This window comes from Pseudochrobactrum asaccharolyticum (assembly GCF_003314995.1).
Taxonomy (GTDB): Bacteria; Pseudomonadota; Alphaproteobacteria; order Rhizobiales; family Rhizobiaceae; genus Pseudochrobactrum; species Pseudochrobactrum asaccharolyticum.
Genome location: NZ_QNRH01000001.1, coordinates 726582 through 739536 on the forward strand (window position 1 = coordinate 726582; position 12955 = coordinate 739536).

The 12955-nt window shown below is 49.5% G+C and carries 13 protein-coding genes and 1 pseudogene; 10 read left to right on the plus strand and 4 right to left on the minus strand.

Annotated features, from left to right (window positions below):
• Positions 1 to 82: 82 nt before the first annotated feature.
• From DFR47_RS03340 to DFR47_RS22215, 3 genes are read right to left on the minus strand one after another with little or no spacing between them, the layout of a single operon-like run.
• Entirely contained in the window at positions 83 to 823 is a 741-nt protein-coding gene (locus DFR47_RS03340; protein WP_113942948.1) for a glycerophosphodiester phosphodiesterase, read from the minus strand.
• 2 nt (positions 824 to 825) lie between these two features.
• Positions 826 to 1290 carry a RidA family protein gene (locus tag DFR47_RS03345; protein ID WP_113942949.1) on the minus strand — a complete coding sequence of 155 codons (465 nt, stop codon included), beginning with the start codon at positions 1288 to 1290 and terminating at the stop codon, positions 826 to 828.
• Positions 1287 to 1415 (minus strand): hypothetical protein, encoded by a 129-nt coding sequence (locus DFR47_RS22215; RefSeq protein ID WP_281011547.1) that lies wholly within the window; start codon positions 1413 to 1415, stop codon positions 1287 to 1289. The genes DFR47_RS03345 and DFR47_RS22215 overlap by 4 nt, the downstream gene beginning before the upstream one ends.
• A gap of 154 nt (positions 1416 to 1569) precedes the next feature.
• Between DFR47_RS22215 and DFR47_RS03350 the strand changes: the two genes are divergently transcribed.
• Positions 1570 to 2415 carry a cell envelope integrity EipB family protein gene (locus tag DFR47_RS03350; RefSeq protein WP_113942950.1) on the plus strand — a complete coding sequence of 282 codons (846 nt, stop codon included), beginning with the start codon at positions 1570 to 1572 and terminating at the stop codon, positions 2413 to 2415.
• A 101-nt stretch (positions 2416 to 2516) separates the two neighbouring features.
• Here the strand turns inward: DFR47_RS03350 and DFR47_RS22055 are convergent, their stop codons facing one another.
• Positions 2517 to 2696, minus strand: a complete 180-nt coding sequence (locus tag DFR47_RS22055) for a hypothetical protein (RefSeq protein WP_245416419.1) — start codon at positions 2694 to 2696, stop codon at positions 2517 to 2519.
• Here DFR47_RS22055 and DFR47_RS03355 point away from each other — a divergent pair.
• The 9 genes and pseudogenes from DFR47_RS03355 to bamA all read left to right on the plus strand — a co-directional run bounded on the left by DFR47_RS03355 (position 2662) and on the right by bamA (position 12935).
• Positions 2662 to 3081, plus strand: coding sequence for an SgcJ/EcaC family oxidoreductase (locus DFR47_RS03355; protein WP_342633940.1), 420 nt, complete (start codon positions 2662 to 2664; stop codon positions 3079 to 3081). The two genes, DFR47_RS22055 and DFR47_RS03355, sit on opposite strands and share 35 nt — an antisense overlap.
• A 146-nt stretch (positions 3082 to 3227) precedes the next feature.
• On the plus strand, positions 3228 to 3995 hold the full coding sequence (gene rpsB, locus DFR47_RS03360) for a 30S ribosomal protein S2 (protein WP_113942952.1): 768 nt from the start codon (positions 3228 to 3230) through the stop codon (positions 3993 to 3995).
• Positions 3996 to 4348: 353 nt separating this feature from the next.
• Complete coding sequence (gene tsf, locus DFR47_RS03365; RefSeq protein WP_113943222.1) at positions 4349 to 5272, plus strand: translation elongation factor Ts; 924 nt, start codon at positions 4349 to 4351, stop codon at positions 5270 to 5272.
• A gap of 425 nt (positions 5273 to 5697) precedes the next feature.
• Positions 5698 to 6420, plus strand: a complete 723-nt coding sequence (gene pyrH / locus DFR47_RS03370) for a UMP kinase (RefSeq protein ID WP_113942953.1) — start codon at positions 5698 to 5700, stop codon at positions 6418 to 6420.
• 221 nt (positions 6421 to 6641) lie between these two features.
• Positions 6642 to 7202, plus strand: coding sequence for a ribosome recycling factor (gene frr, locus DFR47_RS03375; protein ID WP_113942954.1), 561 nt, complete (start codon positions 6642 to 6644; stop codon positions 7200 to 7202).
• A gap of 232 nt (positions 7203 to 7434) precedes the next feature.
• Positions 7435 to 8211, plus strand: a pseudogene (locus DFR47_RS03380) (isoprenyl transferase); the annotation flags it as partial.
• 60 nt (positions 8212 to 8271) lie between these two features.
• Positions 8272 to 9084, plus strand: a complete 813-nt coding sequence (locus DFR47_RS03385) for a phosphatidate cytidylyltransferase (protein ID WP_113942956.1) — start codon at positions 8272 to 8274, stop codon at positions 9082 to 9084.
• A gap of 51 nt (positions 9085 to 9135) precedes the next feature.
• Complete coding sequence (gene rseP, locus DFR47_RS03390; RefSeq protein WP_113942957.1) at positions 9136 to 10275, plus strand: RIP metalloprotease RseP; 1140 nt, start codon at positions 9136 to 9138, stop codon at positions 10273 to 10275.
• Between the two features lie 263 nt (positions 10276 to 10538).
• Entirely contained in the window at positions 10539 to 12935 is a 2397-nt protein-coding gene (gene bamA, locus DFR47_RS03395) for an outer membrane protein assembly factor BamA (RefSeq protein WP_113942958.1), read from the plus strand.
• Positions 12936 to 12955: the final 20 nt, after the last annotated feature.

The window sequence follows — 12955 nt, forward strand, 5'->3', positions numbered from 1 at the left end:
AGCAATCAACCATTTCCACTGTTCCGGTCACATCTGATTTCTACCGGCGCATATTAATATGCGCCGGTAAGATATTGTTTTATCAGGCGATAACACTGTCCGGTACAAAGCCTTCGAATGTAATCTGCTGTGCATGCAAATCGCTCATGGCTTTTTCTTCCATATTACGCACGGTCCATGTAATCACAGGACGGCCGAGCACTTGTTGGTAAAAGCTGATGAACGGGTTTGGCAGATGGTGGAAGCTGTAGGACACAAAATCCACATCATAGGCGAGCATGGCAAAGTGTTTTTCCATATCGGCTGCACTTGTACCTTCTGCTGTCAAACCGGCAGGTACGCCCGGTGCATCGCTGCGGAAAAGGCGGATCAGATGATGGTCGAACGACATAATCGCCGCCTCACCCTGATAGGTCTTCAGCTCTTTGGCAACGGCGGCAACCAGACCTTCGTCCTGACCTTCAATGCCTTTGAGTTCGATGACCAGAGGTACTTTTCCGGCAACAAGATCAAGCATCTGACGAAGCGATGGCGGATGATCCTGTGTGGTGCCGATGGTCAGTGCCTGAGCCTCAGCCAGCGTCAGATCGCAGATACGGCCTTCACGCCCAGTAAGGCGGTTCAGCACATCATCATGAAACACGATGACTTCACCGTCTTTGGTCAGATGCACGTCACATTCAATGGCATAATTGCCTGCAATCGCTGCACTAAAGGCCGGAAGAGTGTTCTCCCAGACCTTTTTGTTCATATCGTGCAACCCGCGATGGGCAATCGGCCGGCGGGTAAGCCACTTCAGTTCATCGCGAAGCGTTGCGCTCATGATTATTCAACCTCAAGAATGGCTTCGATTTCTACCGGTGCGTTCAGCGGCAGGCCGGCCATGCCGACAGCGGAGCGGGCATGTTTACCGGCATCACCGAGAACGTCGATGAACAGCTGGGAGCCGCCGTTTGCAACAACGTGCTGATCAGTGAAATCGACAACGGAAGCAACAAAGACAGTAATTTTGATCACGCGCTTGATACGCTTCAGATCGCCCAGAGCTGCCTGAGCCTGCGAGAGCACATTGATAGCGCAATATTTTGCAGCTTCCTGTGCCTGTTCAATGGTCAGATCACGGCCAACCAGTCCGGTGGAAACGAGCTTACCGTCTTTCAGAGGCAGCTGGCCGGAAGTGAACAGCAGATTGCCGCTCTGGGAAAATGGCAGATAAGCAGCGGCAGGGGCTGCGGACTCTGGAATGGTGATGCCGAGATCTTTGAGGCGGGTTTCGATTGTCGATGTCATGGCGCTCTTTCCGGTTTTAATTCATCATCATCTGTTGAAAAGGTGATGAGTCTTTCGGTCATTTCGATGCGGTCTTCAGACCGCAGGAATTCTTTAACAGTTTGCACTTCATTCTGCATATCCATTGTTGCGGTCACTTATGTAAAATAGATGGCGCGCATCTCAAGAAAATGAATACGAAACTGATAGAATCAGTGGAGCATAGCAAAAGCTGTGATTTTTGCCTCGCTTCCGCCATGAGTTATTTTAACATGGCGATAAATTTATCGGAGAATCTCTATGCGTTTTTTGCAGGCCCCCATTTTGCAGGCTGTTGTGTTCGGAACCGGTTTCGTTTTGCCCGCAATATTGAGTACGGCCGCTTATGCAGGAAACACGCTTCTGCCGCATCGTGCAGTCTATGATCTGACACTGGAGCGTGCAGATGAAAAATCCGGCATTGATAATGTTACTGGACGCATGGTTTACGAGTTTAACGGCTCAGCTTGCGAAGGTTTTACGACAAATTTCCGGTTTGTAACCCGCATTGATATGGAAGGTCAGGATCAGCGGGTGACTGATCAGCAGACCACCACATTTGAGGCCGGTGACGGCAGCCGCTTCCGCTTCGTCAACAAAACTTTTGTCGATAAGGAGCTGATTAAAGAAGTGCGCGGTAATGCGACGCTGAATAAAAAGCAGATGGATGTCGCTCTGACGAAGCCTGAAAAACAAGATCTCAAATTGGCTATGTCACAATTTCCGACCCGCCATATGGAAGAGATGCTGCAGAAAATCGATAAAGGAGATACGTTCTTTCAGTCTACGATTTTCGATGGTTCCGATGAGGCGAATAAAATCATGGCGACAACGGCTGTGATCGGTAAGGGGCAGGTACTGCCTGCGGATAATGAAACCAAAGTCATGGGCGAGGTGGCCAAGCAAGAAAGCTGGCCTGTGACGGTTGCTTATTTTGATGATGAAGAAAATGACGAAGGACTGCCGGTCTATCGCGTGAACTTCAAGCTTTATCGTAATGGCGTGACCCGTGATCTCAATATGGATTACGGTGACTTTTCCATGAAGGGCACATTGGTCAATCTTGAGATGTTTAAGCCATCTGGTGACGGTGCTTCCTGCGAATAATCCGGTATGATTTTATTTTTAATATACGGCGGCTTTCCGGAAGTCGCCGTTTTTTTGTTTCTGTGTTCAATTTAAAAAAAGAACGTAAATATGACAAGATTTTATGTCGTGTTTGGCAAGTATTTATTTGTTTTTTTATTTATAGATAAAAATTTTTCGTGAGGTATTATGTATAAATCTATATTTATTTCGTCTTTTTTATTTTTAAGTGCTTCTGCGGCTGTAACTACAGTGCATGCAGAGAAGATGCCGTCAGTAAAATCGGCAGCTAAATGTACCATGATTAGCCATGAGAAAGTGACAAAGCTGTTTGATCGCTGGAATGCGTCATTGCAGACGCATGATCCGGCTAAGGTGGCTGCGAATTACAGTTCTGATGCCGTTTTACTGCCGACGCTTTCCGCGCAGGTTCGTTATACGGATGAGGAGCGTATTGATTATTTTAAGGACTTTCTCAAGAAGGATCCTGTTGCTAAAATAGATAGCCGGACTATTCGTACGGGTTGTAATAAGGCCATTGATAACGGGGTTTACACATTTCGTTTTACAGACGGTACAGAGGCAACTGCGCGTTACACTTTCACCTACGGGTGGAGCGGAAAAGTCTGGCTGATAACGTCACATCATTCGTCGGTTCTGCCCAAAGACGGCAAACAGGCTGATTGAGACTTGCATTTTGCGGCGGGATAAGTTAATCGCCGCATTATTCCACACACGGGATTTGGGCGTTGCGCGGGAGAAATCCGTACAACGCCTCCGGTGGCACATTTGTGCCTCAGCCCGTGGAGGTTCAACCGGAAAAGGAAAATACAATGGCATTGCCTGATTTCAGCATGCGCCAGCTTCTGGAAGCTGGTGTTCACTTCGGTCACCAGACACACCGCTGGAACCCGAAAATGGCACCTTTCATCTATGGTGCACGTAACAACATCCACATTCTCGATCTGGCTCAGACCGTTCCTCTGCTGCACAATGCGCTGAAGGTTGTATCGGACACTGTTGCTCGCGGCGGTCGCGTTCTCTTCGTTGGTACCAAGCGTCAGGCTTCGGAAATCATCGCAGACGCAGCTGGCCGTTCGGCTCAGTATTACGTTAACTCCCGCTGGCTCGGCGGCATGATGACCAACTGGAAAACCATTTCCAACTCGATTCAGCGTCTGCGTAAGCTTGACGAACTGCTGGCGAGCGAAGCTCAGGGTTATTCCAAAAAGGAACGCCTGACACTGGAACGCGAACGTGAAAAGCTGGACCGCGCTCTCGGTGGTATCAAGGATATGGGCGGCGTGCCTGACCTGATGTTCATCGTTGATACCAACAAGGAATCGATTGCAATTCAGGAAGCCAAGCGTCTTGGTATCCCTGTTGTTGCTATCATCGACAGCAACTGTAATCCTGACCAGATCGATTTCCCGATCCCAGGTAACGATGATGCTGCCCGTGCGATTTCCCTCTATTGCGACCTGATTGCTAAGGCTGCTCTGGACGGTATTATGCGTCAGCAGGGCGCTCTGGGCATCGACGTTGGTGCACAGGTTGAAGCTCCTGTTGAGCCAGCTCTGGAAGCTGCTGAAAACGCTTAATATGTTTTCCTGTCTGCCGGATCCGTTTTCGGATCCGGCAGATTATCTGCTTAAAAGACACAATCTGCCGTGCTCAAAGAGCTTCAAAATTCTGTAGCTTTAAACCGGTAAATACTGAAACGGCTGAGTCGTTTCTGATTCCATTCACGAATGGTGTAATCTGTGTCATTAATTTGAGCCCTTTAAGGCTCCTGCTATCCCGTATGTATACAGTTGACGCTTTGCAATGATTGCAATGCGGACTGTAATGATTAATCGGTCATTGCGTAAAAGACAGGTCAGCTGTCTGTACAATGATCCTTAGCGGGCATGCCGCTTGCCGGATGTCTGCTGCTTATCTCAAAGAGGCGACAATGAGCATTACCGCAGCAATGGTTAAAGAACTTCGTGAACTCAGCGGCGCAGGCATGATGGACTGCAAGACCGCTCTGAACGAAAATAATGGCGATATGGAAGCTGCCATGGACTGGCTGCGCGCTAAAGGTATCGCTAAAGCTGACAAGAAAGCCGGCCGTACTGCCGCTGAAGGTCTGGTAAGCGTTGCCAGTGAAGGCAAAAAAGCTGTTGTTGTTGAGGTTAACTCCGAAACAGACTTCGTTGCCCGTAATGCTGCGTTCCAGGAAATCGTTGTTAACGTAACTAAAGTTGCACTCGCAACTGATGGTTCAACAGATGCAGTTGCAAACGCAATCTATCCGGGTTCGGAAAAGACTGTAACTGACACAATTAAAGATGCTGTTGGCACCATCGGTGAAAACATGGCGTTCCGTCGTTCCGCGGCTCTGAGCGTGGAAAACGGTGTTGTTGCTTCTTACATCCACAACGGCGTTGCTGACGGTCTCGGCAAGCTCGGCGTTCTGGTTGCAATCGAAACAACCGGTAATGCAGATGCTGCTGCTGCTATCGGCCGTCAGATTGCTATGCATGTTGCTGCAACCAACCCGCTGGCTCTGACGCCTGCTGAAGTTGATGCTGCTGCTGTTGAGCGCGAAAAAGCAATCTTTGCTGATCAGGCTCGCCAGTCCGGCAAGTCGGAAGAAATCATCGCTAAGATGGTTGACGGCCGTATGCGCAAGTTCTTCGAAGAAGTTGTTCTTCTGTCGCAGGCTTTCGTTATCAATCCTGACCTGAGCGTTGAAGCAGCGCTTAAAGAAGCTGAAAAAGAAATCGGCGCACCTGCAAAGGTAACCGGCTTTGTTCGCTTCGCTCTGGGCGATGGCATTGAAAAAGAAGAAACCGACTTCGCTGCTGAAGTTGCTGCCGTTACTAAAGGCTAATATGACTTGATGCGAGGCGATTGTGCTTTGCATAGAGCTGTAATCTAAAGAATAGAGCGGTTTCTCCAGAGGCCGCTCTATTTTTTTGTGTGCGTATCATAAAAATTGTCAGTTATGGCTGTGCATGACGTGACAATGCCGCGTGCTTCATGTATGCGAAATCAATTCAGCTTTTTCCTGTCATCATGCCGGCCAGTTTCTGGTGCTTCCGGCGGGTTTGTCACGACAGGAGGCAGCCATTTCATTTCCGGCTTAATTCAGGCATGTTGCCTTGCAGTCATGTCACTCATAGGGTGTAACCGCCTTAGCGGGGAAGTCAGTCTGCGGGCTGGTTTTATGACGCGCATGTGATGCAGGCCGGACAAATTCGAGCATAGCTCTTCTTACCAGCGGGTAATGACTGAGCGAACCATAAAAGGGATCCCATGACAGGCAAAACACTTTATAAGCGGGTTCTCCTCAAAGCCTCAGGTGAGGCACTGATGGGTGAGCAGGGATTTGGCATTGACGTGTCCGTTGCTGACCGCATTGCAAGCGATATTGCTGAAGCGCGTGCACTTGGCGTTGAAGTCGGCGTAGTGATTGGCGGCGGTAATATTTTCCGCGGCTTAGCTGTAGCCTCCAAGGGCGGTGACCGCGTAACCGGCGATCATATGGGAATGCTGGCGACAGTGATCAATTCGCTGGCTTTGCGCACATCTCTGGTCAAACAGGGCGTTGATGCGGTTGTGCTGTCGGCAATTGCAATGCCGGAACTGTGCGAGAGTTTTTCGCAGCGTCAGGCAACGGCCTATATGGATCAGGGTAAGGTTGTTATTTTTGCCGGTGGTACGGGTAATCCATTCTTCACAACCGATTCTGCTGCCGCTTTGCGCGCGGCTGAAATTGGCGCTGATGCTCTGTTTAAGGGGACGCAGGTAGACGGTATTTATAGTGCCGATCCGAAGAAAGATCCGACAGCGACCCGCTTTGACAATCTGACCCATAAAGAAGTGTTGGATAAAGGTCTGGCAGTTATGGATGTGACCGCTGTGGCATTGGCACAGGAAAATCATATTCCGATCGTGGTTTATTCCATTCACGAAGCCGGTGGTTTTGCTGAAATTCTGCAGGGCAAAGGCCGCTGCACAGTGGTAACGGACGTTTGATAAGCTCTGAGAAGTATTGAATCTGTGCCTGAGTACAGATTCAATTCAGGAAAGCTGAGATTTTGTGCTTATCATTTGCGCCAACCTGTTCTAAACAAAAACTGAATTATGTGAGCTGAAAGCAGTTTCAGCTCATTTGCAGCATTTTCTTTTTCAAACAACTGGTTTGAGCAAGGAATAAAATGCGCGAGACGTTTGGTGTACGCCCAAGGAGAGATAAGATGAGCGATGCTCTGGATGTAAACGATCTGAAACGCCGCATGGAAGGCGCAATTCAGTCCTTCAAACATGATCTGGGCGGCTTGCGCACCGGTCGCGCTTCGGCAAGCTTGCTGGAGCCACTGACAATCGAAGCCTATGGCTCGACTATGCCGATCAACCAGGTGGCGCAGATTACAGTTCCTGAAGCCCGTATGCTTTCTGTTTCCGTTTGGGACAAGAGCATGGTTGGCGCTGTTGAACGTGCGATCCGTGACAGCGGTCTGGGGCTGAACCCGATCACAGACGGTATGACACTGCGCGTGCCGCTGCCGGAGCTGAACGAACAGCGCCGTAAAGAGCTGGTGAAGATTGCTAACCAATATGCTGAAGGTGCGAAAGTTGCTGTTCGTCACGTTCGCCGTGATGGTATGGAAAAGCTGAAGAAGCTGGAAAAAGACGGCGCTATCAGCCAGGACGACAGCCGTGTTCTGTCTGACAAAGTCCAGAAAATGACTGACGAGACCATTGTGGAACTCGATAAGCTGCTGGTTACCAAAGAAGCGGAAATCATGCAGGTTTAATCTGCAACAATATTGTGTCAGAGTGATTTCGGTATTGCGATCTCACTCTGACACATGGTCTGACCGGCCTTACCGATGAAGTTTAATATACTGTAAGTTCCGGTTTTCCGTACCGGATTGGCCGCGTAAATGACATGTTTGCGGGGTCATATGAGCAGCATAGCTATGCTGAGTTATTTCCCAAAAACCGGATAAGTCTGGCGCCTGAGGGCAGCCGTCTGTCACTAAAGAGGAATATGCCCGAATGTCCGATCCGCGTCACATCGCCATTATTATGGATGGCAATGGTCGTTGGGCTAAAGCACGTGGTTTGCCGCGTGTTGCCGGTCATAAAGCGGGGGTGGACACCTTGCGCGCGATTGTCCGCGCTGCGGGGGACAAAGGTCTTGAATTCCTGACACTGTTTGCATTTTCCTCTGAAAACTGGACACGCCCGACCTCTGAAGTTACAGAGCTGATGGGCTTGCTGAAGCTGTTCATTCGTCGTGACCTGAGCAAACTTCACAGTCAGAATGTGCGTGTGCGCATCATCGGCTCGCGTGAAGATCTGGCTTCCGACATTTGCAGTCTTCTGGAAGAGGCGGAAACCCGAACCGCTGCCAATACCGGGCTGACCCTTGTGATTGCCTTTAATTACGGCTCCCGTGACGAGTTGGCGCGCGGTATGCGCAAGATCGCTGAGGATGTTGCGGCTGGACGGCTGAAGCCGGAGGCGATTACCGCGGAAATGATTGCATCAAAGCTGGATACAGACTGGATTCCTGATCCTGATCTGATTATCCGTACCAGCGGTGAGATGCGCCTTTCTAATTTTTTGCTCTGGCAGGCGGCTTATTCAGAGTTTTTATTTGCACCGGAATACTGGCCGGACTTCAAGCCTGCGCATTTCTATGCAGCAATCGACGAGTATCATAAGCGTGTTCGCCGCTTCGGCGGGCTGACCACAGAAGAATTGCAGGACTTTTCCGGTGATTCTGATGTCGTGCCTTTGCGGCATACGGCAGGATAAATTAGCGGGTGATTCAGGCTGCCTGAACACGAGTCACACTATTCAGGGGCGAGGGGTTTCGTGTCCAATTTACAATTGCGTATCATGACGGCGGCAGTGCTTGCGCCTGTTACAATTTTGCTGATCTGGCTTGGAGGTATGAGCTTCCGTGTGCTGGCTGTCGTGATCGGCTTCGCGATTTTCTTTGAATGGACGACGTTGAGCGCCTCAAAGCAGACACGCTCCGGTCTGACGGCAGCGTGGGCGGTATTGTCCATCGCTGCCGGTTTGCTGTTGATTGAAGTGCCATCACTGCAAATTCTGGCTATTCTTGCTGCCGGTGCGATTTTTCTCGTTCAGCGCTCAAACTGGGCTGCTGCGGGTCTGCTCTATGCCGGTGTGCCCATGGTTTGTCTGGCCGTTCTGCGCGGGGACACAACATCAGGGCTGATTGCGATCATCTATCTTTTCGCGCTTGTCTGGGCGACAGATATTTTTGCTTATTTTACCGGCCGCACTTTTGGCGGGCCAAAACTGGCCCCACGTTTTTCTCCGAATAAAACCTGGTCCGGTGCAATCGGTGGTGTTGTCGCCGCAATGATTGCTGCCGCAGCGGTAAGCTATTTCAGTTTTGATCGCGTGAAATATCCGATGGTCATACTGGCGATCATGCTTTCTGTTGCTTCGCAGATCGGTGATCTTGGCGAATCCTGGGTTAAGCGCCGCTTTGGTGCCAAGGATTCCGGTAAGTTATTGCCGGGTCACGGTGGCGTGATGGATCGTGTTGACGGTTTGATCGTGGCTGCGGTTATGCTTTATGTGATTGGCGCTTTGGTGACCGGATCGGATACACCATCATCTATGTTTATCGGTATTGTTTTGCAGCCTCTGTGAAACTAACAGCGAAGACAGTTTTTTGGAATTTGAAAGTCGGGAGACAGGGTTTTGAGTGATCCCTTAGGATATTTATTCGGCGGCGAAAGCTTGCTGGTTGGTACATTGCTTCCGTTTATTCTTGTTCTGGCTGTTGTTGTTTTTGTTCATGAGATGGGACATTTTATCGTCGGTCGCCTATGCGGTATCGGCGTTCAGGCGTTCTCTATTGGTTTCGGACCGGAGCTGATCGGTTATACTGCACGTAATGGCACACGCTGGAAACTCTGCGCGATCCCATTGGGTGGCTATGTAAAATTTGTCGGTGACCTCAATGCTGCCAGTGCGCCTGACGGGCAGGGTGTGGCCGCTATGAGCGAAGCTGAGCGTAAAGTGGCTTTCCCTGCTCAGCCGGTCTGGAAACGTGCAGCTACCGTTTTTGCAGGGCCTGCATTCAACTTCCTGCTGACGATTGCGATTCTAAGCTTTTTCTTCGCCAGCTACGGACGCATGGTCGCTGATCCGACCATTGCGGAAGTAAATGCAGGCAGTCCTGCTGCTATTGCCGGTTTCAAGCCGGGCGATCGCTTTATCAATGTTGAAGGCAGTGAGATTACGACTTTCACCGATGTGCAGCGCATTGTAAATGGCCGCAGCGGTGATGAACTGTCTTTCACCGTTGAGCGTGATGGGCGTGAAATCGAGCTTAAGGCTGTTCCGGAATTGATGGAACAGACCGACGCACTGGGCAATAAAATCAAGCTTGGTGTCATTGGTGTAACTATCACCAAAGATACAGGAAATTTTCGCCGCATTGAATATTCACCACTCGAATCGGTTGGTGCTGCGGTTGTGGAGACCGGACATATTATCAGCCGCACCGGTACTTTCATGAAAAGACTGGTGATGGGGCGTGAGGATAAATGTCAGTTGGGCGGGCCGGTAAAAATCGCTAATATGGCGGGGCAGGCGGCGCAACACGGCTTTGAATGGCTGGTTCAGCTGATTGCAATGTTGTCGGTTGGCATTGGATTGTTCAATTTATTTCCACTCCCCCCTCTTGATGGCGGGCATCTGGTGATTTATGCCGGTGAAGCTGTATTGGGACGTCCGGTTCCGGTAGCAGTGCAGGAATTGTTCTTCCGGCTTGGTTTCTTTGTCGTTATCGGCTTCATGGGATTCGTTTTTTATAATGATCTCTTTGGTTGCTGATCTGATCTGGACATAGTCTAGGCCGTTGAATTATAAAACATTAACGATTTGTGTAAAAACCGGAGGGGGATTATACGAAAAAGCAGTAATTTGTTTACCATGCTATTGGAATTGCGTGGCACCTGTGCCACGCTCGGCAATGAAGTAAACAGATTTTAATTGAGATGCTTGCTTGTATATGAAAACCGGTTATTACAGTTTGCATTATGCGCTATTCTCCCGAAATACGGCTCGGGGCAACGAAACGAAGGTTAAATAGACCTATGACGGCAAATTCAAAGTTCTTTGGTGCTGCTTCTGCGGTCGCTATGTCGGTAGCTATGGTTGCTGCCGGTACATCAGCGATCTCATTTGCTACTGTGAGTGTTGCACAGGCAGCAGTCGTAAGTCGGATTGACGTTCGCGGTAACAAGCGGGTTGATGCAGCGACTATTCGTGGCGCTATCGCTATCAAACCGGGTAAATCATTTACCAATGCTGATATTGATGCGGCTGTTAAGAGCCTGTTCAATATGGGCCTGTTCTCAGATGTTCGCATCAGCCAGTCCGGCGGCGCGCTTGTTGTAAGTGTTTCTGAGTTCTCCGTTGTTAATAACGTCCTGTTCCAGGGTAATAAAAAGGTCAAGGATGCGGATCTCGCCCGTGCGGTTGAGTTGAAAGCCCGTAGCCCGTTTGATCCTGCCCAGATGGAAACAGATCGTCAGTCCATCATTCAGGCTTACAAGCATGTTGGCCGTAGCGACGCGATTGTTAATGCCCGTACCGTTGACCTTGGTCAGGGACGTGTAAACGTTGTTTATGAAATCACTGAAGGCGGCCGTACAAAAATCGCCAATATCGATTTCGTTGGTAACGAAGCATTCGGTGGTCGTCGTCTGCGCGATGTGATCTCGACAAAACGTACAAATCCTCTGTCATGGCTGACCCGCGGCGATATCTATAGCGAAGATCGTCTGCAGGCTGATGAAGAAGCGCTGCGTCGTTTCTACTACAACCGTGGTTATGCTGACTTCCGCGTTGTTTCTTCTAACGCGACACTTGATCCTGCAACCAATGAATACACAATCACCTTCACAGTTGAAGAAGGTCAGCGTTATACATTCGGTGATGTTCAGGTTGAAAGCACAATCCCGGGTGTTGATGCGCAGGCTCTCGATGGCATGCTGAAAAGCCGTGCGGGTAAAGTTTATAGTGCAAGCGATGTTGAAAAGTCGGTTGAAGCTGTAACTGAACGCGTTGCCGGTAATGGTTATGCTTTCGCGAAAGTTGAGCCACGTGGTGACCGTAATTTCGAGAATCACACAATCTCGGTTGTTTATAATGTGGAAGAAGGTCCGCGCGCTTACGTGCAGCGTATCGAAATTCGCGGTAACGATAAGACCCGTGATTATGTAATTCGTCGTGAATTCGATATGAGTGAAGGCGATGCTTTCAATCAGGTTATGATCACGCGCGCCAAGCGTCGTCTTGAAGCTCTGCAATTCTTCCAGACAGTAAACATCTCGACCGCTCAGGGTTCTGAGCCGGATCAGGTTGTACTGATCGTTGATGTTGTTGAGAAGCCTACAGGTGAGTTCTCCATCGGTGCGGGTTATACCTCTGGTGGTGAAACACCAGGTGCTTCGGTTGAAGGTTCTGTTGCTGAGCGTAACTTCCTCGGTCGTGGCCAGTACATCAAGATTGGTGCTGGTGCTGGTCAGGATAACGCCCGTAACTACTCCTTCTCGTTCACTGAGCCTTATTTCCTTGGTCAGCGTATGTCTGCCGGTTTCGACGTATTCCGCAAAACATACAGCGTACGTAACGATTATGATGTAGAGCAGACCGGTGGTACAATCCGCTTCGGCTTGCCAATTACGGATAATTTCGGCGCCAGCGTTGGCTATAACCTTGTTCAAGAAAAATATAAGCTGGACATGGGTCGTTTACAGGCCGGTGAAGATCGTAATGATCAGGCTACGCTTGAGAAATATTGGGCTCCAGCTCTGATCGAAGCTTCGAAGCAAAGCCCGTGGTTGCGTTCTTCGATTTCCTATGCTCTGACCTATAATTCTATTGATGATCAGAACAATCCGCATGATGGTATTTATGCGCGCTTCGGACAGGAATTCGCCGGTCTCGGTGGTGATGCTAAGTTCATCAAGACAACTGCAAAAGCATCTTATTATAAGACACTGCTGCAGGAAGCTGATGTTGTTGGTGTGCTGACTGCCGGCGGTGGTTATGTGCATAAGCTGACAGATGATGGTCTGCGTATCTTTGATATGTTCAAAGGTAATACAGATATGATCCGCGGCTTTAAATATAACGGTATTGGGCCTTATCAGGATGCTACTAACGGTGATCGTTATTGGCTTGGTGGTACGACTTACTTCCACGCAAGTGCTGAAGTTCAGTTCCCGATGCCGGTTATTCCTGAAAGCCTTGGTATCCGCGGTGCATTCTTTGCTGATGCTGCAACACTTTATGGTAATAAAACCGAAGGTAGTGCTTCGAACCCTATCTATGGTACCGGAAGTTCGTTGCGTGCTTCTGCTGGTGTGAGCTTAATGTGGGCTTCGCCGTTTGGACCGCTGCGCTTTGACTACGCTATTCCGCTTAAGAAAGAAGATTCCGACAAGGTTCAGAACTTCAACTTCGGTATGTCGAGCAAATTCTGATAAGTTTGCTTTTTCCTGAG

What these genes read in the sequence shown, in the direction of transcription:
- DFR47_RS03355 (WP_342633940.1), top strand. Translation starts at nt 2,662, where the DNA reads ATGCCGTCAGTAAAATCGGCAGCTAAATGTACCATGATTAGCCATGAG.
- DFR47_RS03350 (WP_113942950.1), top strand. Translation starts at nt 1,570, where the DNA reads ATGCGTTTTTTGCAGGCCCCCATTTTGCAGGCTGTTGTGTTCGGAACC.
- DFR47_RS03345 (WP_113942949.1), bottom strand. Translation starts at nt 1,290, where the DNA reads ATGACATCGACAATCGAAACCCGCCTCAAAGATCTCGGCATCACCATT.
- tsf (WP_113943222.1), top strand. Translation starts at nt 4,349, where the DNA reads ATGAGCATTACCGCAGCAATGGTTAAAGAACTTCGTGAACTCAGCGGC.
- bamA (WP_113942958.1), top strand. Translation starts at nt 10,539, where the DNA reads ATGACGGCAAATTCAAAGTTCTTTGGTGCTGCTTCTGCGGTCGCTATG.
- rpsB (WP_113942952.1), top strand. Translation starts at nt 3,228, where the DNA reads ATGGCATTGCCTGATTTCAGCATGCGCCAGCTTCTGGAAGCTGGTGTT.
- pyrH (WP_113942953.1), top strand. Translation starts at nt 5,698, where the DNA reads ATGACAGGCAAAACACTTTATAAGCGGGTTCTCCTCAAAGCCTCAGGT.
- DFR47_RS03340 (WP_113942948.1), bottom strand. Translation starts at nt 823, where the DNA reads ATGAGCGCAACGCTTCGCGATGAACTGAAGTGGCTTACCCGCCGGCCG.
- frr (WP_113942954.1), top strand. Translation starts at nt 6,642, where the DNA reads ATGAGCGATGCTCTGGATGTAAACGATCTGAAACGCCGCATGGAAGGC.
- DFR47_RS22215 (WP_281011547.1), bottom strand. Translation starts at nt 1,415, where the DNA reads ATGGATATGCAGAATGAAGTGCAAACTGTTAAAGAATTCCTGCGGTCT.
- DFR47_RS22055 (WP_245416419.1), bottom strand. Translation starts at nt 2,696, where the DNA reads ATGGTACATTTAGCTGCCGATTTTACTGACGGCATCTTCTCTGCATGC.